20 protein-coding genes and 1 other RNA gene are annotated in these 19,841 nt (G+C 69.1%); 11 read left to right on the plus strand and 10 right to left on the minus strand.

The window, feature by feature from the left end; translation table 11 throughout:
• Window positions 1-23: 23 nt before the first annotated feature.
• Window positions 24-725 (plus strand): hypothetical protein, encoded by a 702-nt coding sequence (locus LG391_RS12405; protein WP_225768320.1) that lies wholly within the window; start codon window positions 24-26, stop codon window positions 723-725.
• A 3-nt stretch (window positions 726-728) separates the two neighbouring features.
• On the opposite strand, the gene thyX is transcribed toward LG391_RS12405, so the two are convergent.
• Complete coding sequence (thyX, locus tag LG391_RS12410) at window positions 729-1,670, minus strand: FAD-dependent thymidylate synthase (protein WP_225768321.1); 942 nt, start codon at window positions 1,668-1,670, stop codon at window positions 729-731.
• Between the two features lie 188 nt (window positions 1,671-1,858).
• On the opposite strand from thyX, the gene LG391_RS12415 reads away from it, so the two are divergent.
• From LG391_RS12415 to LG391_RS12425, 3 genes are all read left to right on the plus strand, one after another.
• Window positions 1,859-4,192, plus strand: a complete 2,334-nt coding sequence (locus tag LG391_RS12415) for a S8 family serine peptidase (protein WP_225768322.1) — start codon at window positions 1,859-1,861, stop codon at window positions 4,190-4,192.
• Between the two features lie 10 nt (window positions 4,193-4,202).
• Window positions 4,203-4,554, plus strand: a transfer-messenger RNA (tmRNA) gene (gene ssrA / locus LG391_RS12420).
• 120 nt (window positions 4,555-4,674) lie between these two features.
• Window positions 4,675-5,139, plus strand: coding sequence for an SspB family protein (locus LG391_RS12425; protein WP_225768323.1), 465 nt, complete (start codon window positions 4,675-4,677; stop codon window positions 5,137-5,139).
• Window positions 5,140-5,181: 42 nt separating this feature from the next.
• Here LG391_RS12425 and LG391_RS12430 read toward each other — a convergent pair whose 3' ends face one another.
• The gene (locus LG391_RS12430; RefSeq protein ID WP_225768324.1) at window positions 5,182-5,913 is read right to left on the minus strand and encodes a COQ9 family protein; all 732 of its coding nucleotides are present in this window, start codon (window positions 5,911-5,913) and stop codon (window positions 5,182-5,184) included.
• A gap of 11 nt (window positions 5,914-5,924) precedes the next feature.
• Window positions 5,925-6,458: a peptide deformylase gene (gene def / locus LG391_RS12435; RefSeq protein WP_225768325.1), complete on the minus strand. Its 534-nt coding sequence runs from the start codon at window positions 6,456-6,458 to the stop codon at window positions 5,925-5,927.
• Between the two features lie 133 nt (window positions 6,459-6,591).
• Here def and rpsU point away from each other — a divergent pair, with 133 nt between their 5' ends.
• On the plus strand, window positions 6,592-6,795 hold the full coding sequence (gene rpsU / locus LG391_RS12440; protein ID WP_026873525.1) for a 30S ribosomal protein S21: 204 nt from the start codon (window positions 6,592-6,594) through the stop codon (window positions 6,793-6,795).
• Window positions 6,796-6,914: 119 nt separating this feature from the next.
• On the opposite strand, the gene LG391_RS12445 is transcribed toward rpsU, so the two are convergent.
• A complete protein-coding gene (locus LG391_RS12445) occupies window positions 6,915-8,162 on the minus strand; it encodes a lactonase family protein (protein ID WP_225768326.1) in 1,248 nt (415 codons plus the stop codon).
• A 161-nt stretch (window positions 8,163-8,323) separates the two neighbouring features.
• Here LG391_RS12445 and ald point away from each other — a divergent pair, with 161 nt between their 5' ends.
• Window positions 8,324-9,445, plus strand: a complete 1,122-nt coding sequence (gene ald, locus LG391_RS12450) for an alanine dehydrogenase (protein WP_225768327.1) — start codon at window positions 8,324-8,326, stop codon at window positions 9,443-9,445.
• Window positions 9,446-9,592: 147 nt separating this feature from the next.
• On the opposite strand, the gene LG391_RS12455 is transcribed toward ald, so the two are convergent.
• From LG391_RS12455 to LG391_RS12475, 5 genes are all read right to left on the minus strand, one after another.
• Window positions 9,593-10,861, minus strand: a complete 1,269-nt coding sequence (locus tag LG391_RS12455; protein ID WP_225768328.1) for a hydroxyacid-oxoacid transhydrogenase — start codon at window positions 10,859-10,861, stop codon at window positions 9,593-9,595.
• Between the two features lie 7 nt (window positions 10,862-10,868).
• Window positions 10,869-11,831: a nucleoside hydrolase gene (locus LG391_RS12460; protein WP_225768329.1), complete on the minus strand. Its 963-nt coding sequence runs from the start codon at window positions 11,829-11,831 to the stop codon at window positions 10,869-10,871.
• A gap of 70 nt (window positions 11,832-11,901) precedes the next feature.
• Window positions 11,902-12,102, minus strand: coding sequence for a bacterioferritin-associated ferredoxin (locus LG391_RS12465; protein WP_225768330.1), 201 nt, complete (start codon window positions 12,100-12,102; stop codon window positions 11,902-11,904).
• 67 nt (window positions 12,103-12,169) lie between these two features.
• Window positions 12,170-12,796, minus strand: a complete 627-nt coding sequence (locus LG391_RS12470; RefSeq protein WP_225768331.1) for a CDP-alcohol phosphatidyltransferase family protein — start codon at window positions 12,794-12,796, stop codon at window positions 12,170-12,172.
• On the minus strand, window positions 12,793-13,794 hold the full coding sequence (locus LG391_RS12475) for a lysylphosphatidylglycerol synthase domain-containing protein (RefSeq protein ID WP_225768332.1): 1,002 nt from the start codon (window positions 13,792-13,794) through the stop codon (window positions 12,793-12,795). Before LG391_RS12475 ends, LG391_RS12470 begins: the two co-directional genes overlap by 4 nt.
• Window positions 13,795-14,047: 253 nt before the next feature.
• Between LG391_RS12475 and LG391_RS12480 the strand changes: the two genes are divergently transcribed.
• From LG391_RS12480 to LG391_RS12500, 5 genes are all read left to right on the plus strand, one after another.
• Window positions 14,048-15,181 carry an ABC transporter ATP-binding protein gene (locus LG391_RS12480; protein WP_225768333.1) on the plus strand — a complete coding sequence of 378 codons (1,134 nt, stop codon included), beginning with the start codon at window positions 14,048-14,050 and terminating at the stop codon, window positions 15,179-15,181.
• The gene (locus LG391_RS12485) at window positions 15,181-15,687 is read left to right on the plus strand and encodes a DUF2165 family protein (RefSeq protein ID WP_225768334.1); all 507 of its coding nucleotides are present in this window, start codon (window positions 15,181-15,183) and stop codon (window positions 15,685-15,687) included. The genes LG391_RS12480 and LG391_RS12485 overlap by 1 nt, the downstream gene beginning before the upstream one ends.
• A 130-nt stretch (window positions 15,688-15,817) precedes the next feature.
• Entirely contained in the window at window positions 15,818-16,396 is a 579-nt protein-coding gene (locus tag LG391_RS12490) for a GNAT family N-acetyltransferase (RefSeq protein ID WP_225768335.1), read from the plus strand.
• Window positions 16,397-16,402: 6 nt separating this feature from the next.
• The gene (locus tag LG391_RS12495) at window positions 16,403-17,332 is read left to right on the plus strand and encodes a glutaminase (RefSeq protein ID WP_225768336.1); all 930 of its coding nucleotides are present in this window, start codon (window positions 16,403-16,405) and stop codon (window positions 17,330-17,332) included.
• A 117-nt stretch (window positions 17,333-17,449) separates the two neighbouring features.
• A complete protein-coding gene (locus tag LG391_RS12500) occupies window positions 17,450-18,115 on the plus strand; it encodes an HAD-IA family hydrolase (protein WP_225768337.1) in 666 nt (221 codons plus the stop codon).
• On the opposite strand, the gene LG391_RS12505 is transcribed toward LG391_RS12500, so the two are convergent.
• Entirely contained in the window at window positions 18,110-19,840 is a 1,731-nt protein-coding gene (locus LG391_RS12505; RefSeq protein ID WP_225768338.1) for an FAD-dependent oxidoreductase, read from the minus strand. The genes LG391_RS12500 and LG391_RS12505 overlap by 6 nt on opposite strands.
• Window position 19,841 lies beyond the last annotated feature (1 nt).

Below are 19,841 nucleotides of genomic sequence, written 5' to 3' on the forward strand. Positions count from 1 at the left end.
GGGTGGAGAGGATGGAGGCCGGAATGGCGATCGAGGTCGACAAGGACGGGCGCATGGTCAAGGTCGAGGGCGGCGTCACGACCTATGTGCCCACCGGGCAGCAGCAGCAGTGGCAGGCCGCCGTCCAGCAAGCGATGCAGCGGAACGGCATCGATGCGAACGAAGCCTCGAACATGCGGTTCCTGATCGCCGAGGAGGGCGATTCGCAATGGTCGATGTCGGAGCAGATCGGCTCCCCATGGGCCGAGATGACGGCCCACAACAATTTCGCGGATGACGACCTCATCCAGATCGGCGAGGCCGTGGCGGTGCCCGCCCCGACACCGGAAGGCGCCGGCGCCCTGGGCCCCGAGGGCCGGGACGCCTTCGCCCAGAGCATCGAAACCCGCGCCAACAAGGCCGCGAACGCCGATTCCGGCACCGCCATGCAGCAATGGGACGGGATCGACGCCGATATCGGGACCTATCTCAACTCGGTGCCGCAGGAGGACTTCGTCCAGGCCACCTTCGACCTGGTCGGCTACGACTATGCCGCCGAGGGCTCGGCCCATGCGCGCAGCTTCGTGATCAACAACGCCCTCGACGCGCTGGGCAGCGATAAGAATGCACAGCAGCAGCTGGTCAACCAGTTGCTGGCCCAGACCTGGCCGACCGACGCCGACGACATCAAGGCCGATGTTACCCAGATCGCGCGCGAGCGCGGTCTGCGGACCGACGGGAACTGAGCGTCAGGCCGGCCGGTCCAGCACCGCCATCAGTTCGCGCCATTCGCGCGGGCTGAGGCCGCTGTCCGGCTGGGCGACCGCCTCGCCCGCCAGAAGGCGGCGCAGCACGGCGAGGCCGGGCGCCGAGATCGTGGCCGCGTTCATCCGGTAGTCGCGGAAGGCTCGGGCGGAGAGCGGTACCCAGCGCTCCATCGCGTCCAGCATCACGTCGGCATAGGCCCGGATCTCATACTGCGCATGAGGATCGGCCCGTAATCTCAGGAAATGCATGAGGTTATGCAGATCCGTCTTCCAGTACCACTGGGTGTAGGTGTTGAGCGTCAGGTTCATCCGCGCCAGCTCGCGCGCCAGCCCCTGGCGGGACGGGTCGACCGGCTCGGCCCCGTCGATCTCCTCGTTCAGCATCCAGGCATAGTCGCGCCAGCAGCGCTCGGCATCCTCGCGCAGCAGGTCGAGCACCCGCGACGCCTCCTCCCCTTCCAGCACCGCGTCGCGGCCCTGGCGGTTGCGGCTGGACTGCGCCGCCAGATGCTCCGGCGCCGGCAGGTAGAACTCCCGGTCCAGGATCGAATAGCGGGCGGAATACTCGTTCACATTGGCGGTGCGGTGGCGGATCCACTGCCGGGCCACGAAGATCGGCAGCTTCACGTGGTACTTGATCTCGCACATCTCGAAGGGCGTGGTGTGCCAGTGCCGCATCAGGTAGCGGATCAGCCCCTCGTCCTCCGACACCTTCTTGGTGCCGCGGCCGTAGGAGACGCGCGCCGCCTGCACCACCGCCGAATCGTCGCCCATGTAGTCGATCACGCGGACGAATCCGTGGTCGAGCACGGGCAGCGGCTCGAACAGGATCTCCTCCAGCGCCGGCACGGTGGCGCGGCGGGTGGCGAAGGTGGCCGAGCGGATCTGGTCCAGCTCGGCGCGCTGGTCGGCGGTGATCGTCATGGGTCAGGCTTCTGTCACGGAATTGCTAGATAGTGTAGCCGCCCCGGGCTGCGGGGCCAAGGGCTGGTGCGGCCATCGCAGACGGACAGTGAACCCCACATACGTGAGTTTAAGATAGTTCTTCGCAGAACGGCCGCATTTCCCAGCTATGTTCATGCTTTCCCATTTCCATTGCAGGATACTTCGTTATGCCGGCTCCGACCGATCCGCTTTACGCCCAGCAATGGCATCTCACCGGCCAGTGGGGCATCAATCTCGGTAACCTCTGGGACGAATATGCCGGCGCCGGCGTGGTCGTCGCCGTGCACGACCAGGGCATCGATTTCGCCCATCCCGACCTGAACGGCAACATCGATACCACGCACAGCTTCAACGCCTACACCGGCGGTCCGGGCGGCGCGCCGGCGACGGCCGACGACAATCACGGCACAGCCGTCGCCGGCATCATCGCGGCGGAACGGAACGGCACGGGCGTCGTCGGCATCGCCTATGGCGCGACGCTTCTATCCTATTACGACCCGCTGTACCTCAACACGCTGCAGAGCGCGGTGGTGAACGCGCGCAACCACGCGGCCGCCGAGGCCGACGTGCTCAACAACAGCTGGGGCTTCGGCAACGCCTTCTTCGACGATCCGAATTCTGCCTTCCTCGACAATTTCGCCAGTGCGGCCTGGGCCGCCGCCCGCACCGCCACCATCAACGCAGCCGCGAACGGGCGGGACGGGTTGGGCACGATCATCGTGCAGTCCGCCGGCAACGCATACGAATACGGCGACGACACCAACCTGCACAGCTTCCAGAACAACCGCTGGACCATCACCGTCGGCGCCACCAACCAGGACGGCACCATCTCCGACTACTCGACGCCCGGCGCCACAATCCTGGTTGGGGCGCCGGGCAGCCCTTCCGCCGGCACCATCGTCACCACCGACCGGGTCGGCGGCAACGGCTATGCCGCAGGCGATTACACCGGCAGCTTCAACGGCACCTCTGCCGCGGCACCGATGGTCTCCGGCATCGTCGCCCTGATGCTCGACGCCAATCCGAATCTCGGCTGGCGCGACGTGCAGGAGATCCTGGCCTACAGCGCCCGCACCGCCCCGGCCGCCTCGAACGACCAGACCAACGGCGCCACCAACTGGAACGGCGGCGGGCTGACGGTCAACCACGACATCGGCTTCGGCCTGGTCGACGCCCATGCCGCGGTGCGCCTGGCCGAAAGCTGGAGCGGCACCGCGCGCACCAGCGCCAACGAGATCAGCGTCTCCGCCTCGGCCTCGCCCAGCCTCGCCATCCCGGATGGCGATGAAGACGGCGTGACCGCCAGCCTGACCATCGCCACCGGCATCGAGATCGACCGCGTCGAGGTGACGCTGAACATCAGCCACACCTGGATCGGCGATCTGCAGATCGTCCTGACGTCGCCTGACGGCACCGACAGCATCCTTCTGAACCGTCCTGGGCTGAGCGAAAACGCCGTCGACGGATCCAGCCAGGACAACATCGCCTTCACCTTTGGCACCGTCCAGGACTGGGGCGAAAGCGGCCAGGGGACCTGGACGCTGACCATCCGCGACCTTGTCAGCGGCGACACCGGGATCCTGAATTCCTGGAACCTTCGCCTCACCGGCGACGCCGCCAGCCCGGACGACACCTATGTCTACACCGACGAGTTCGCCACCGTCGGCGCCGATGCGGCGCGCCGGACGCTAGCCGACGGCGGCGGGACAGACACGATCAACGGAGCGGCCCTGACCGGCGCCGCGCTGATCGACCTCCTCGGCGGGACCGCCACCATCGCCGGCCGCGTCATCGGCTTTGCAGCCGGCACGGTGATCGAGAACGCGATCAGCGGCGACGGCGACGACCGGCTCACCGGCGGCGCTGGCGGCAACGCCCTGACCGGGGGACATGGCAACGACCTGCTTCGCGGCGGCGCCGGGGCCGATGTGCTGCGCGGCGGCGCCGGAACCGACACCGCCAATTACGCCGACAGCACGGTCGGGGTCACGGTCAACCTGGCCACCGGCCTCGGCAGCACCGGTACGGCCTTTCAGGACAGGCTGGGCGGGATCGAGAACCTCGTCGGCAGCGCCCATGGCGACCATCTCGTCGGCAATTCGCTGGCCAACACGCTGCGGGGCGAGAACGGCAACGACGTGCTCACCGGGGGCGTGGGCCGTGACGAGCTGATCGGCGGGGCCGGAGCCGACCGCTTCGCCTATACTCATGTGCTGCAGAGCCCGGTCGGGGCCGGCGCCGATCTGATCACCGATTTCAGCCGCGCCCCGGGGGACAGGATCGACCTGTCCGCGATCGACGCCCACACCGGCATTGCCGGCAACCAGACCTTCGGCTTCATCGGCACGGCCCTGTACAGCCACCATGCCGGCGAGCTGCGCTATGTCACGCGTGACGGCGTCACCACCATCGGCGGCGACATCAATGGCGACGGCGTATCCGACTTCCAGATCAGGCTGACCGGAACGATCGGGCTGATCGCCGCCGACTTCGTGCTGTGATCGGCCTCCCCCCCTTCCATCCGCGGCCGCGAACCCCTATCTTAGGGGCGTCGGGCAACCGACTATGACGATAAACGCCTTTTGGAATAGACGCTGCGGACCCGGGGGCGGTACCCGGCGCCTCCACCAGATCTCCGGTGTTGGACGGAGTGCGGGGGCGAAACAGGATCGACGCGTGTAGTAAAGAAAAGGTTTTCGTCCGGCATGGTTCCGCCGTTATCGGGCCATAGCAATAGTTGCCAACGACAACTTTGCTGAGGTTCGCGCGGCTGCGTAAGCAGCTAAGCGTCCTCTCTCAATCCCTCGGCGGCTAGCCCCGTCGAGGTGGGGTCAGGGGCACCCAGCAACAGAACGCCCCGTTTATCTCCGAAATCTCGGCCCGAATGTCGGACATGAGCGGCCGGTTGCCGCGCGTCTCCCTTTTCAACCCGCCGGCCCCGGTCTAGTGTGGTTGGATGGACGACGAACTCCGATACGACCGAATGGTCGAATCCGCCCTCAGGGGCGTGGTCAGGGAAGCTTTGGCCCATGTGGCCGAGAAGGGGCTGCCGGGTGATCATCACTTCTACCTGACCTTCGTGACCAATCATCGAGGGGTCGCGATTCCGGACTATCTGCGGCAGAAATACCCGCAGGAGATGACGATCGTCCTGCAACACCAGTTCTTCGGGCTCGAGGTGTGCGAGGACCGGTTCTCGGTCTCGCTCAGCTTCTCCAGCAAGACCGAGCGCCTGGTGATCCCGCTGGCCGCGATCACCACCTTCGCCGACCCGTCGGTCAACTTCGCCCTGCAGTTCCAGTCCGCCAAGGAAGGCTCCGAGGACGAAGAGTCCGATGCCGCCGAGGCCCCGGATTCGGCTCCCGAAGCTGACGCCAAAGCCCCGGCCGAGGCCGCGCCGGCCGACGGCGCCAAGGTCGTGGCGCTGGACGCGTTCCGGAAGAAGTAGACGGATCACCCGTAGGTGGGTTCGCCTCGCGACCCCAACATCTCACTGCAACCCCCTCTGTTGGGTTCGCTCCCGCGACCCCACCCGGCGCGCAACAGCCTCCGCCGCCGCTCCCCGCCCCTCGCGCAGCCGGGCGGCCAGCCGGAACGGCGCCTCGGCCAGATCACCGAGCCGCTTCAACCCCGAGATCTGGCGGCCGAAGGCCAGCACCTCGCCGATCCGGCGCTCGAGGAAGGCGCGCGTGATCTCCTGCCCCTCCGACCGGTCGTCGAGCCAGACCAGCAGGGTCGAGGCGTAGACCCCGGCCAGGAGGCCGCGCTTGGAGTAGTAGTTGATGTCGGTCGAGCGGTCGCCGGCCGCCCGCCACATCGCGTCCACGGTGCGGTGCAGCTGGCGCAGGGTCCGGCGCGACACCGGGCGCAGCGCTCGCCGCGCCAGGTCGCGGCGGATCGCGTCGCGGTACGGCAGCAGGACATCGAGCCGCGCCAGCACCGCCTGGGCGATCTTCTCGCGCACCCGCAGGCTCTCGAAGGCCTCGCCTTCCTCCGCCAGCCGCTCCAGCATCGCCCGGTCGGCCCAGCCGTGCAGATGGTCCGCCAGCTCCGCGATCCCGCCCGGGAACAGGATGGCGGCCTCGTCGAGGCCGAACCCCGCGTCCTCGGCGCCCAGGCGCAGCGCCTGCCGGGTCCAGCCGTCGAAGGCGACATGCGGCAGTACCGCCAGCAGCAGGGCGTCGCGCTCCACCGTCCGGTCGCCGGTCGTCGTGTCGGTCATGATTGCTTCCCTCAGGCTCTGTCGGCGAGATGGCGGGCCTCGGCGTCGACCGCGAGATCGTTCAGGTCGCGCAGCCGGTCGAGATACAGCACGCCGTCGAGATGGTCGACCTCATGCTGCACCACACGGGCGTGCAGCCCCTCGGCCTCGCGCTCGATCGGCTTGCCGTCGAGGCCGAGGCCGCGATAGCCGATCCGGCGCCAGCGCGGCACCAGGCCGCGGAAGCCCGGGATCGACAGGCAGCCTTCCATGCCGAGCGCCTTGTCCTCGGCCAGCGGCACGATCTCCGGATTGATCAGCACGGTCGGCCCCTCCGGCGCCGGCGGCTCGCCCTCCTCCTGCCGTCCGGGGGGCACCTCGAACACGATCAGCCGCAGCGGACGGTAGACCTGCGGCGCGGCCAGGCCGATGCCCGGCGCGTCCCGCATGGTCTCGATCATGTCGGCGGCCAGCCGTGCGATCTCCGGATCGCCCGGATCCGCCACCGGGTCGGCGATTCGGCGCAGCACGGGATGGCCCATGCCGACGATCTTCAACAGAGTCACGATCCCGTCTCCCGGCTGATGGCCGAACCTGATTTGCCCTGACTTGGCAAGAAAAAAGTCGCGTGATACAAGACACGCCCCACTGAGACCTGCACCGGGATCACCCCGGCTGTGAAAGGAGCGATGGCAGAACGTGCAAGTCCATGTCCGTGACAACAACGTCGACCAGGCGCTGCGTGCGCTGAAGAAGAAGATGCAGCGCGAAGGCATCTTCCGGGAGATGAAGCTTCGTCGCAACTACGAGAAGCCGTCCGAGAAGCGCGCCCGCGAGCAGGCCGAGGCCGTTCGCCGCGCCCGCAAGATGCTGCGCAAGCGGCTCGAGCGCGAAGGCTTCTGACGACACCCTGACCGCGGCCCGCCGCGGACGACAGAACGGATGTGACGTACCGCCGGAGGCACCGCCTTGCGGCGGTTTTGTCGTTTGCCCCTCCAGGATCGCCGCAGGCCAGACCGAGGCTACCGCACCGGAACCAGCTTGAAGTCCACCGGCTTCCCGACCGGGACCGTCGTCGCGTCGGGATCGAGCTTGCCCGTCGCGACATCGCGCCGGAACACGACGACGCTGTCGCTGTCCTGGTTGCCGGCGATCAGCCATCGGCCGCTCGGGTCGATCAGGAACTCCCGCGGCGTCCGGCCGAGGCTCGGCTGCCGGCCGATCAGCGTCAGGCGCCCGTTGTCGGCGTCCACCGCGTAGATCACGATCTCGTTCGCGTCGCCGCGATTGCTGGCATAGAGGAAGCGGCCGTCGGGCGACAGATGGATTGCCGCGGCGCCCACCTTGCCCTTGAAGCCGGGTTCGGACATCGACACGGTCTCGATGGGCGTGAGGCGCCCGTCGCGATAGCGGTACACGCCGACCGACGCGTCCAGCTCGTTCGTCACATAGGCGAAGCGTCCGTCGATGCTGAACACCAGATGACGCGGGCCGGATCCGGGCGTTGTGGGCACGTCGCGCGGATCGGCAGGGGTGAAGATCCGGCGGTCGCCGTCCGGCGCGTAGCGGTACTCGAAAATCCGGTCCGCGCCGAGATCCTGCACGAACAGGGACCGGCCGTCGGGCGAGAACACGGCCGAGTGCACATGCGCGCTGTCCTGCCGTCCCCTCACCGGCCCCCTGCCCTGGTGACGGACGGTCTGCACGGCGGCGCCGACCCGGCCGTCGGCCGCGAGCGGAAACACCGAGAAGCTGCCGCCGGGGTCGGCCGCGACCGAGTAGTTCGCGGAGACGAGATATTTGCCGTCGGGCGAAAGGCTCAGGTAACAGGGGTCGTTTCCTTCCGCCGACACCCGGTTCAGGAAGGTCAGCGTGCCTGTCCCTGCGTCGAAGCCGAAAGCGCTGATGCTGCCGCGCCGGCTCGCAGGGCCGCTGTCGCCCGGCAGTTCGTTGACGGCGTAGACGAAGCGGCCGTCCCGGCTCGTCACGAGATAGGACGGGTTCTCCGCCTTCGCCGACGAGACCGACGTGACGCTGCCGGTGCTGCTGTCGAAGCGATAGATGTAGATGCCCTCGCTGCCTCCGCCCGTGTAGGTGCCGACGAGCAGGTTGTAGACGCCGCCGGCCGGCGCGCCCGGTTCCTGAGTGCATGCGTTCACGGCGACAACCGACAGAATGAAGGAGAATCGCTTGATCCAGCGGATCAGCTTAAGCGGAAACGGGCGCAGATCGCCTGCGGATCGTGAAATGCGGCCGCGTTCGGACATCATTCGAGCTGTTTCCTCTCCCGTGGAGTGACAGCAGCAAGATAGTCGCCGCCGGCGTTTCGATCTGCATCAGCGCACATGATGTCATTCTCCGCACGGCTGATGTAGGAATCATATAGGCGCCGCCCGCAGGGCGGCCGCCGACAACGTAACCCGGGGGAAACATGCTCATCGGCGTGCCGAAGGAAATCAAAACCCACGAGTACCGTGTCGGCCTGACCCCGAGCTCCGTCCGCGAGCTGGTCCATCACGGTCACAGCGTCATCGTCGAAACCAATGCCGGCGCCGGGATCGATTTCGGCGACGACCGGTACCGCGCTGCCGGGGCGGAGATCGTGTCCTCCGCCCAGGAGATCTTCGACCGCGCCGACATGGTGGTGAAGGTCAAGGAGCCGCAGCCGGACGAATGCCGCATGCTGCGCCGCGGCCAGGTGCTGTTCACCTACCTCCACCTGGCGCCGGACCCGCGCCAGACCGAGCTGCTGATGAAGTCCGGCGCGGTCGCCATCGCCTATGAGACCGTGACCGATTCCCGCGGCGGCCTGCCGCTGCTGGCGCCGATGAGCGAGGTGGCCGGCCGCATGTCGATCCAGTGCGGCGCCCATTGCCTGGAGAAGATCCAGGGCGGCCGCGGCATGCTGCTGGGCGGCGTGCCCGGCGTTCCCGCGGCCAAGGTCGTGGTGCTCGGCGGCGGCGTGGTCGGCACCAACGCCGCGCGCATGGCGATGGGCCTCGAGGCCAGCGTCACGGTGATCGACAAGTCGCTGCAGCGGCTGAAGGAGCTGGACCTGCAGTTCGGGGCCGAGCTGAACACGGTCTACTCCACCGTCGACGCGATCGAGGAACACGTCACCGGTGCCGACCTGGTGATCGGCGCGGTGCTGGTGCCGGGCGCCGCGGCGCCGAAGCTGGTGACCCGGGCCATGATCGCGAAGATGAAGCCCGGCTCTGTGGTGGTCGACGTCGCCATCGACCAAGGAGGCTGCTTCGAGACCTCGAAGCCGACCACCCACGACAACCCGACCTATGTGGTCGACGGCGTGGTGCATTACTGCGTCGCCAACATGCCGGGCGGCGTGGCGCGGACCTCGACCGTGGCGCTGAACAACGCCACCCTGCCCTTCGCCCTGGCGCTGGCCGACAAGGGCTATCGCCGCGCCTGTCTGGACGACCCGCATCTGCGCGAGGGGCTGAACGTCCATTCCGGCCAGGTCACCAACAAGCCGGTGGCCGAGGCCCTGGGCCTGAACTACGTGCCGACCGAGGTGGTGCTGCGCGCCGCTTGATACTGACGGGCAACACTAATCCGTCATGGCGAGCCCCGGAGGGGCGTGGCCATCCAGGGCCGCTCGCATCGGCCTCTGGATGGCCACGGCGCTACGCGCCTCGCCATGACGGGATAGGGTTGGAGAGTCAGTAAAAACCCGCCGGCCTTACCAGTTCACCAGCGACTCCCGCAGGATCCGTTCCAGGTCGGCCGGCCCGACCGGCTTCGGCGCGCCGACCAGGAGGCGCTGCTGCTTCAGCGCGCCCTCGACCAGGGCCGGGATGTCGGCCTCGCCATAGCCCAGCGCGGCGATACCGCTCGGCGCCCCGACCTGCCGCATCAGCGCGATCAGCGCCTGCGGCAGGCTCTCCGGCCCGGGATCGTCGACCGGCCGTCCGGTCAGCAGCTCCGCCGCCCGGATGTGCTTCTCCGGCGCCGAATCGTAGGTGAAGCGGAACGCCGCCGGCGAGGTGACGATCACCGAATAGCCGTGCGGCACGAAGGCGTGGCTGTACCCCTCGGCGTGGAAGACGTGCTTCAGGCCGGCGATCGGATAGGCGCAGGCGTGCGGGATGTGCACCCCGGCGGTGCCGAAGCCGATCCCGGCCATGGTCGCGCCCAGCATCATCGTGCCGCGTGCCTCCAGGTCGTCGCCGCCGGCCACCGCCCGGGCCAGGAAGCGGCCGCCGAACTCGATCGCCCGCAGCGACCAGAGGTCGGCCACCGGGTTGCTGCCCTGATAGGGCGGCCGGTCGTCCGGCGTGGCCGGGCGCGGCCGCGCGTCGAAGGGCCTGGAGATGTAGGATTCGACCGCGTGGCAGACCACGTCGAGCCCGGCCGAGGCGGTGACTCCGGCCGGGGTGGTGCGCGCCAGCTCCGGGTCCACCAACGCCAGGCTCGGGCGGATATGCCGGTGCGAGATCCCGGTCTTCACCTTGAGCTCGGGGATGTCGAGGATGGCGACGGTCGTCGCCTCCGACCCCGAGCCCGAGGTGGTCGGCACCGCCACCAGCGGGAACAGCGGCCCCGGCGGCTTGTGCCCGCCGCCGATCGGCGCGTTGACGTAGTCCATGATCGCGCCGCCATGGCGCTTGATCAGGTTGGCGACCTTGGCGGTGTCGATGGTCGACCCGCCGCCGAGCGCGACGAAGCCGTCGACCTCCGCCGCGAGCGCCACCTCGGCGGCGAGCTCCAGCGACTCCAGCGTCGGCTCGACCGCGATGCCCTCAAACCGGGTCACGCCGACGCCGCTGCGCTGGATGATGCCGATCACCCGGTCGACCAGCTCGAAGTCGTGCAGCGCCGGGTCGGCGACCAGCAGCACCCGGGTGACGCCGAGGCGTTTCAGCTCCCAGCCCAGATCCTCGACCGCGCCGGCACCGAACTTCAGGGGCGCCGCCTCGATGGTGAAGATGCTTTCCAGGGGCTCGCTCATGAAAACCTCACAGCCGCTGCAGCGCCTGGTAGATCAACTCGAAGAAGCCGCCGGCGTCGATCTCGCGCAGCACCCGGCAGTTCTTCGGCTTCGCGTCCGGTCGGTTCCATTTCGCGGCCATGTCCCACCAGTCGACCACCGTCATGCCCAGCGTGTGCTCGCCCGCCAGCTCGACCGCGACGTGGCAGTCGCGGCCGCCGAACAGCTCCGGCCGCAGCAGATAGGCGATGACGCAGGGGTCGTGCAGCGGGCCGCCGGCCGTGCCGTAGCGCTCCATGTCGAAGCGCTCGTAGAAATCCAGCATGCCGTGGACGCTCTTCGCCACCGGCGTGCCCAGCGCCGCCACTTTGTCCAGCCAGGCGCTGGAGATCAGCGCCTTGTGGGTGACGTCGAGCGGCACCATGGTCAGCTTGATGCCGCTGGTCAGCACCACATGCGCGGCGTGCGGGTCGACATAGATGTTGAACTCGGCCGCCGGGGTGGTGTTGCCGCCCTCGAAGAAGCCCCCGCCCATGAACACGATCTCGCGGATCCGCGGCGTGATCTTCGGCTCGCGCACCAGCGCGGCGGCGATGTTTGTCAGGGGGCCGAGCGGGCACAGCGTGTAGGTGCCCTCCGGTGCCGCCATGATCGTGTCGACGATCCAGTCGACCGCATGGCCGGGGATCGGCTTGGTGGTCGGATCCGGCAGGCCGGAGCCGTCGAGCCCGGTCTTGCCGTGCACCGCTTCGGCGGTGACCAGCGGGCGCACCAGGGGGCGGATCGATCCCTGGACCACCGGGATGTCGCTGCGCCCAGCCAGTTCGCACAGCTTCAGCGCATTGGCGGTGGTGAGGTGCAGCGGCACATTGCCGGCGACGGTGGTGAGGCCGGCGATCTCCAGCTCCGGCGAGCCCATCGCCAGCAGGATGGCGATGGCGTCGTCCTGGCCCGGATCGGTGTCGATGATGATGCGCCTGGTCCCCGCCATCGCGGCCTCCCCTTCGGAACTCTCTCGGGAGGCTGGCTAGCACCGCGGCGGCGCGGCGTATAGAGGCCGCTTACTCGGCGGCGAGGAGGACCGGCGCGTCGTCCTGCTCGCGGGTGGCCTCGTGCACCATCCGGCGGATCGAGGTGACGCATTTGCCGCACTGGGGCGCACAGCCGAGCCCGGCATAGACCTGCCCCGCGTTCTTCGCCCCTGACTCCACGGCACACCGGATCTGAGTGTCGTTCAGGGCGTTGCAGATGCAGATGTACATGCGTCGGCGGCTCCGGTGTGTCGCCGTCGGATGTAGATGAGATTGCGAATGAGTGTCAATAGGCGCTCTATCCTGCCCCCGCTCCCGCCCGTGCGGCGCGGAGGCGCACCGCCGTCAGGATGGCGAAGAACGGCCCGCCGATCGCCGCGCCGATCAGGATATAGGGGAACAGGCCGAACCAGGCCGCCGGCGCGAACAGGTAGAGGGCATCGTCGAAGTCGAAGCCGAGGATGCCGACATAGGCCTTGGTCTCGACCGCCCCCGCCGCCTCCAGCCGCGTCGACAGGACCGAGGCCAGCAGCACCCCGGCGCTGGCCAGGAGCCCCAGCAGCGGCCCGGCCTCGCCCAGCCAGCTGGTGCGCAGCCCGATGCCGATCGCCAGGAACATCAGCGCGTTGACCGCGAGGTCGCTGACCGTGTCGTAGAGATGGCCGAAGGGCGAGGAGCTGTTGCCGAGCCGCGCCAGCTCGCCATCCGCCCGGTCGAGCAGGCAGGAGACCAGCCAGATCACCCCGCCCCAGACGGTCCATTGCGCATCGCCGACGGCGAAGGCGGCGCAGCTGGCGAGGCCGGTCACCAGGCGTCCGGTGGTCAGGTGGTTCGGCGTGACCCTGGTGCCGACCAGGGGTTGTACCATCATCCGGGTCAGGCGATGGGTCCAGGAGGTGTGGGGCTGGGTGTAGATCGATTTCATGCCTGCTCGCGCGCAACATCCGGCGACCGCAACAGGCGCCGGCCTTCGATGAGGTACCAGATCAGCAGCGCCGGCGCATGCAGCAGCAGCTCGCGCAGGCGCTTGACCAGCGCCACCGACAAGGCGAGCTCCGGCGGCAGGCCGAACATCACGCCCAGCGCCAGGATGCTGCCGTCCTGGATGCCGAGCGCGCCCGGCACCAGGAAGGCGGCGGTGCGGACCGCCTGGCCGATGCTCTCCATCACCAGGGCCTCGGCGAAGCCGATCTCGGCGCCCAGCACATGCAGCGCCAGCCAGATCTCGCCGGCACCGAGCACCCAGGCGGTGAGGTGAAAGGCGGCCGCCCGGGCCATGGCGCCGCGGTCGCGATAGATCGTCAGCACCGTGTCGTGCAGCCCGGACAGCGAGCCCAGCGCCGGCCAGTCGAACTGCCGGGCGATCCGGCCCAGCAGGTTCTCGAACAGCCGGAACATGCCCCAGCGCTGCGCCAGCACGAAGCCGATGCCCATCAGCACCGCGATGCCGAGGCCGAGCGCGGCCCAGCCCAGCGCGTCGCCGCCGCCGATCAGCAGCAGCACCACCAGGCCGATGGCGAAGAACAGGATCTGGGTCAGGAATTCGAGGGTGAGGTCGACCAGCATCCCGGCGCCGGCCGGCAGCGTGCCGGCGCCGTGCAGCGCCAGCACCCGGGCGCCCAGGACGTTGCCGCCGACCTGGGCCACCGGCAGCACGGCGTTGGCCGATTCCCGCACCAGCCGCGCCCACAGGAAGATGCCCGGCCCGGCCGACCACAGCGGCCGCATCGCGGCGCGCCACGCCATCGCCGAGCACGCCATCGGCAGGAGATGGAAGGCGACCACCAGCAGGATGCCGCCGCTGGCGCCGAGCAGCAGCCGCAGGACGGCGTCGGCGTTCTGCGAGGCGACCAGCGCGATGATGCCGCACAGCCCGGCCAGCCCGACCAGCGCGGTGGCGAGCCTGATCGCATGCCGGTTCACGATGCGGCGCCGGTCCTGGCGGGCGGATAAGAGTGACGGCTTGACATGTCGGCTCCTCTCGGGCCGGCGGATTAAGGGGCGGGGCCGGGCCCCTGTCAATCGATCGCAGGCCCGCGGCGGGTACCGACAGACCGGCGTTCCCGAATCAGATTCGTGCAAACATCAGACGATTTGACATCCCGGGTTCCAAAATGCTGGCCTCGGGCGCCCGTGCTGGATATGGTGCGGACAAAGTTTGCGCAGTGGAGGAAACATGGCTGGCGTTACGCTCCGTGGCATTCGTAAGTCGTTCGGCGACCTCGAGATCATCAAGGGCGTCGATCTCGACATCCGCGACCGCGAATTCGTCGTCTTCGTCGGCCCGTCGGGCTGCGGCAAGTCGACCCTGCTGCGGTTGATCGCCGGCCTCGAGGACATCAGCTCCGGCGACCTCGCCATCGACGGCCAGCGGGTCAACGACCTGCCGCCGGCCGAGCGCGGCATCGCCATGGTGTTCCAGAGCTACGCGCTCTATCCCCACATGACGGTCTACGAGAACATGGCCTTCGGCCTGAAGCTCGCCAAGACCAACAAGGCCGAGATCGAGCGCAAGGTCGGCGACGCCGCCCGCATCCTGCAGCTCGAGCACCTGCTGAAGCGCAAGCCGAAGGAACTGTCGGGCGGCCAGCGCCAGCGTGTCGCCATCGGCCGCGCCATCGTGCGCAACCCCAAGGTATTCCTGTTCGACGAGCCGCTGTCGAACCTCGACGCGGCGCTGCGCGTGCAGATGCGGATCGAGATCGCCCGTCTGCACAACGACCTGAACGCCACCATGGTCTACGTCACCCACGACCAGGTCGAGGCGATGACGCTGGCCGACAAGATCGTGGTGCTGAGCGCCGGCCGGATCGAGCAGGTCGGCTCGCCGCTCGAGCTGTACCACCACCCGGACAACCTGTTCGTCGCGGGCTTCATCGGCAGCCCGAAGATGAACTTCATCGAGACCGAGGTCACCGCGGCCAACGGCTCCACCGCCACCGTCCGGCTGCCGGGCAACGGTTCGGTCACGGTGCCGGTGCAGCCGGGCCGGGCCAAGGTCGGCGACAAGGTCACGCTCGGCATCCGGCCGGAGCACATGAACGAGGCCGGCACCGGCGCCGCCACCATCCCCGGCCAGGTGCTGGTGGTCGAGCGGCTGGGCGGCGAGACCTATCTCTACGTCAAGACCGAGGTCGGCATGCTGACGGTGCAGGCCGACGGCGACAGCCGGGTCAAGACCAACGACCAGATCCAGATCGGCTTCGCCGCCGACACCTGCCACCTGTTCGACGCCCAGGGCCAGGCCCTGCAGCGGGCGGAGCGGCACCCGATGGCCGATATCGGCCGCGAGCCGGCGATGGCCCACTGATGCTGACGGCCAGGGTCCTCAAGATCCTGGCCACAGCCGGCGTCGCACTGTTCTTCACCCTGGTCGCGGTCGGCAACCTGACCGACTACGGCTCCAACTTCGCCTTCGTCCAGCACGTGCTGGCGATGGACACCACCTTCCGGTCGCCCGCCCTGATGTGGCGGGCGATCGACGTTTCCTGGGCCGCCCATCTGGCCTATGCCCTGATCATCGCCTGGGAGATCGTCACCGCGCTGGTCTGCTGGGCCGGCACCGTGCGCATGGCGGCGCGCTGGGACGCCCCTTCCGCCGTCTTCGCCCGGGCCAAGTCCGTGGCGCTGGCCGGGGTCGGAATGGGCTTCCTCCTCTACGCCTTCGGCTTCGTCGCCATCGGCGGCGAATGGTTCGCGATGTGGCAGTCGCGCGAGTGGAACGGCCAGCCCGCCGCCCACCTGTTCCTGACCGTCACCGGCATCGTCCTCCTGTTCCTGAATCAGCGGGACGAGGAGCTGCCGTACGATCTGTAGGACGCGATACAGGACCCTTTGACCGCCCGCCGCGATCGGGTACAGGTTCTTGACCCGTTCGCTGCACCGATGCCGTCCATGAGTCTGTCCCCTCCCCGATTTGGCGAGAGATCGCCCTCCCCGGCGCGGCATGAGCGATGATCATCCCCTGCCCGCGGCGGGGCCGGATCCTGTCGCGCTGAAGCTGGCGGGCGAGCGCCTCGCCGATGCGGTCGACCCGTCGATCGGCCTGAACGCGCTGCGTATCGAGGATCTGCCGATCATCGCCCGCTGGCTGGAGCGGCCGCATGTCATGCGCTGGTGGGGCGACCCGGAGGAGGAGCTGGCGCAGATCGCGGCGCATCTGGTCGAATCGAACATCGCGCCATTCCTGGCCTGCGAGGGCAGCCGGCCGATCGGCTACATGCATGTCTACCACGCCAATCCCGACAGCTACTGGGCGGCCCACCAGCTGCCGCGCCAGACCTTCGGCATCGACCTGTTCCTGGGCGAGACCGATGTGATCGGCCGCGGCATGGGCACGCGGCTGATCAAGCTGGTGCTGCGCCGCCTGCTGGCCCTGCCGGAGACGGCGCGGGTGCAGGTCGACCCGGCCCCGGCCAACGCTGCCGCGATCCGCGCCTATGAGAAGGCCGGCTTCCAGCGCCGCGGGCCGATCGACACGCCGGACGGCGCCGCCCTGTACATGACCATCGACCGCGAAAGCTGAGCCGGGATGCCGGATCTGGGCGACGTCGTCGGCGGCATCGCCGACGCCATGGCGCGGGAGCAGCGGCGCGGCGAGGTCGCGACCTACATCCCCGAGCTGGCCAAGGTCGATATCGGCCAGTTCGGCATCGCGGTCGCCACCCTCGACGGCGGCGTCCATGTCGCCGGCGACGCCGAGGTGCCGTTCTCGATCCAGAGCGTCTCCAAAGTCTTCACCCTGACGCTGGCGCTCGGCGCCATCGGCGACGCGCTGTGGCGGCGGGTCGGGCGAGAACCCTCGGGCAACGCCTTCAACTCGATCGTCCAGCTCGAGCACGAGCAGGGCGTGCCGCGGAACCCCTTCATCAACGCCGGCGCGCTGGTGGTGACCGACGTGGTCCTGGCCGGGCATCAGCCGCGCGAGGCGATCGGGTCGATCCTGCGCTTCGTCCGCTGGCTGGCCGATGACGAAGGCATCGCCATCGACGAGAAGGTGGCCCGGTCCGAGGCCGGCACCGCCTACCGCAACATGGCGCTGGCCGCCTATATGAAGTCCTTCGGCAACCTGCTGCATCCGGTGGAGCTGACGCTCGGCGTCTACGTCCACCAATGCGCCATCGCCATGACCTGCCGGCAGCTGGCCACCGCCGGGCGCTTCCTGGCCGATGGCGGCGGGCGGCTGTCGACCGGCCACCGCGTGGTCTCGCCCGAACGGGCGCGGCGGATCAACGCCCTGATGCTGACCTGCGGCCATTACGACGGGTCGGGCGACTTCGCCTTCCGCGTCGGCCTGCCGGGCAAGAGCGGCGTCGGCGGCGGCATCCTGGCGATCGTGCCGGGCCGCGCCTCGGTCGCCGTCTGGTCGCCCGGGCTGAACCAGCACGGCAACTCGCTGCTCGGCACCCTGGCGCTGGAGCGGCTGGCCAAGGCGATGGGCTGGTCGGTCTTCGGGCCCTGATGGCCGGCGCCTGCCTCAGCCCGCACCAGCGAATGCGCCCGTGCCGCGGGCAGCGCTGGCACGCTTCGCTCGGCTCGGGCATCGTGCCCACCTCCCGACGACGGAATGGACATACCGATGCTGATGCAGCGAAGCTATGCCGCCTTCCTGTTCGACATGGACGGCACCCTGATCGACAGCATCGCCTCGGCCGTCCGCGTCTGGACCCGCTGGGCCGAGCGGCACGGGCTCGATGCCGCGGCAGTGGTCGAGACGATGCACGGCGTGCGCGCGGTCGAGACCATCCGCCGCTGGGGCGTGCCGGATGTCGAGCGCGAGGCCGCGGAGCTGACCCAGGCCGAGATCGACGATGTCGGGGGCGTGATCGCGATCGCCGGGGTGGAGCGGTTCCTGCGCGCCCTGCCGCCCGACCGCTGGGCGATCGTCACCTCGGCGCCGCGGGCGCTGGCGGCCAAGCGCCTCGCCGCCGCCGGCCTGGTCCCGCCCGCCGTGCTGATCACCGCCGAAGATGTCGCCCGCGGCAAGCCGGCACCGGACGGCTTCCTGGCCGCGGCGAAGCGGCTGGGCGTCGCCGCCGAGGACTGCCTGGTCTGGGAGGACGCGCCGGCCGGCATCGCCGCGGCCGAGGCGTCGGGCGCATCCGTCGTGGTCGTCGGCGCCACCCATGCCCATCCGATGGCGACGCGGCATCCGGTGATCGCGGATTACGAGGACCTAGCCGTCACGGTCAACGGCGCGGGCCGGCTGGTGCTCGGCGTGCAGGTGAATCCGGATCACTCATAGGGCGGAGCGTCGCGCGGCCAAGCCGTCCCCGGCGGAGGGCAGGAAGGCGGCGTGCCCCGTATCCGCCAGGCCGCCCTCCGCCGGGACCGCCATTTCGGCCATGGCCTCCGCCACGACGGGGATGCTCCTTTCGCGCTGTGCCCGGAGATGGTCGGCAAGGCGGAGCGCCAGGGCGGTGATGGTGAGCGTCGGCATATCGTTGCCGCCCGTCGGAAACACCGAGCTGCCGGCGACATAGAGATTGCTCAGGCCGTGCACGCGGCAATCCGTGTCGACAACGCCGAGCCGCGGGCTGGGGTGCATCCGGGTCGTTCCCATATGGTGCCAGGCCCAGGCGATGGTGTTGCGCCACCTGTCCTCGGCGATCTCGTCGTCAGAGATCTCGACCGAACCGAGCCCGGCCCCTCCGATCTCGCGCTTCAGCAGCGAGAGCATACGCAGATGCGTGCGCCGCTCCAGCTCGCCGACCCGCCAGTGCAGGCGGGCCTGGTTGCAGCCGAAGCGATCCTTCCTCTCGGACAGGGTGACCCGGCTTTCGGGATCGGGGACCGGCTCGAGCACGCTGATCGGGATGAGATGCGTCGGTGGGGGCGCGATCATGCCGCCGCGGCGCAGCAGGGCGCGCGCCCCGCTCGGCGCGCCCGCCATGACGCTCAGCGCGGCCCGGCCGCCGATCGCCAGCGACCGGTGCTGCAGCGCATCGCGGATGCGCCGGGCCCCGTCCACCGCCGGATGCTCGTCCTCGGGGTAGCAGGCGAACAGATAGGTCCGGCACTGCAGCAGCCCTTCGGCCCGCTGGATCTGCTCCGACAACCCAAAATAGGCGCTGGCAGAGATGCCGTCGACGGCGAGCCGCGGGTTGTGAAAGCTGTAGCGCACGTCGTGGAAGAGGCGCCGCCCGTATGGATCACGCAGCGTGACCCGGCCGAGCGGGATCCGCGGGTGGTCCATGAAATGGCGCCCGACCAGATCGTGGCCGTTGCCGAGGCCGGCGGGCTGGGCGTCGTTCGACAGCAGCATCAGCCGCGCGTTCTCGATCCCGCCGGCCGCCAGGATCACCTCGCGGCCGCTGACGAAGATCGTCCTTCCGCCTTCGGTCCGGATGCGGACGCCCTCGGCCCGTGTTCCCGACCTGTCGACCGCCACGCCGACCGCATTGGCGTGCAGCAGCAGCCTGATCGACGACGACTGCTCCAGCTCCGGCCGGAACATGCGTCCGAGGCGCACCGGCGGGCTGAAATGGGCGATCTGCGTCTCGATCGCCCCCGAGGGCAAGGGCAGGTTTCGGACCCGCCCGGAGAGCCGGTCGAGCCAGAAGCCCGGATCGTCGGGCAGGTGCCCGACCTGCAGCAGGTCGCGAGCCCGCCTGTAGGCGTCCGAGAGGTCGGCCAGCGCAAACGGCCATCCGCTGCCGTCCACCCAGGGTCGGGAATCGAAGTCGATCGCCGAAAAGGGCCGGCACCAGCCGCCCCAGCAATTGGAACTGCCGCCGACATGGCGGCTGCGGGTGTTCACAAGGTCGTACGGGATCCCTGTCGACTCCCCCTCATAGAGGGATTGCGACTCCCAGTCCCGGGTCCAGCCTCCGCCCTCGATGACACAGGTCGACAGTCCCACCCGGGCGAACTCCCGGGCCAGGGTGATGCCTGCGACACCGGCGCCGACGATGCAGATTTCGGCATCGATCCTCAGGCCGTCAGGCAGGCCGCGCGCATCGATGATCATG

This window comes from Inquilinus sp. Marseille-Q2685, from assembly GCF_916619195.1.
Classification (GTDB): Bacteria; Pseudomonadota; Alphaproteobacteria; order DSM-16000; family Inquilinaceae; genus Inquilinus.

Bases quoted from the DNA above. Each gene is read 5' to 3' on its own strand.
- LG391_RS12465 (WP_225768330.1), bottom strand. From the start codon at position 12,102: ATGTACATCTGCATCTGCAACGCCCTGAACGACACTCAGATCCGGTGT.
- LG391_RS12485 (WP_225768334.1), top strand. From the start codon at position 15,181: ATGCTGACGGCCAGGGTCCTCAAGATCCTGGCCACAGCCGGCGTCGCA.
- ald (WP_225768327.1), top strand. From the start codon at position 8,324: ATGCTCATCGGCGTGCCGAAGGAAATCAAAACCCACGAGTACCGTGTC.
- LG391_RS12405 (WP_225768320.1), top strand. From the start codon at position 24: ATGGCGATCGAGGTCGACAAGGACGGGCGCATGGTCAAGGTCGAGGGC.
- LG391_RS12425 (WP_225768323.1), top strand. From the start codon at position 4,675: ATGGTCGAATCCGCCCTCAGGGGCGTGGTCAGGGAAGCTTTGGCCCAT.
- LG391_RS12500 (WP_225768337.1), top strand. From the start codon at position 17,450: ATGCTGATGCAGCGAAGCTATGCCGCCTTCCTGTTCGACATGGACGGC.
- LG391_RS12460 (WP_225768329.1), bottom strand. From the start codon at position 11,831: ATGGCGGGGACCAGGCGCATCATCATCGACACCGATCCGGGCCAGGAC.
- LG391_RS12480 (WP_225768333.1), top strand. From the start codon at position 14,048: ATGGCTGGCGTTACGCTCCGTGGCATTCGTAAGTCGTTCGGCGACCTC.
- LG391_RS12455 (WP_225768328.1), bottom strand. From the start codon at position 10,861: ATGAGCGAGCCCCTGGAAAGCATCTTCACCATCGAGGCGGCGCCCCTG.
- LG391_RS12505 (WP_225768338.1), bottom strand. From the start codon at position 19,840: ATGATCATCGATGCGCGCGGCCTGCCTGACGGCCTGAGGATCGATGCC.
- thyX (WP_225768321.1), bottom strand. From the start codon at position 1,670: ATGACGATCACCGCCGACCAGCGCGCCGAGCTGGACCAGATCCGCTCG.
- LG391_RS12495 (WP_225768336.1), top strand. From the start codon at position 16,403: ATGCCGGATCTGGGCGACGTCGTCGGCGGCATCGCCGACGCCATGGCG.
- LG391_RS12445 (WP_225768326.1), bottom strand. From the start codon at position 8,162: ATGATGTCCGAACGCGGCCGCATTTCACGATCCGCAGGCGATCTGCGC.
- LG391_RS12430 (WP_225768324.1), bottom strand. From the start codon at position 5,913: ATGACCGACACGACGACCGGCGACCGGACGGTGGAGCGCGACGCCCTG.
- LG391_RS12470 (WP_225768331.1), bottom strand. From the start codon at position 12,796: ATGAAATCGATCTACACCCAGCCCCACACCTCCTGGACCCATCGCCTG.
- LG391_RS12415 (WP_225768322.1), top strand. From the start codon at position 1,859: ATGCCGGCTCCGACCGATCCGCTTTACGCCCAGCAATGGCATCTCACC.
- LG391_RS12490 (WP_225768335.1), top strand. From the start codon at position 15,818: ATGAGCGATGATCATCCCCTGCCCGCGGCGGGGCCGGATCCTGTCGCG.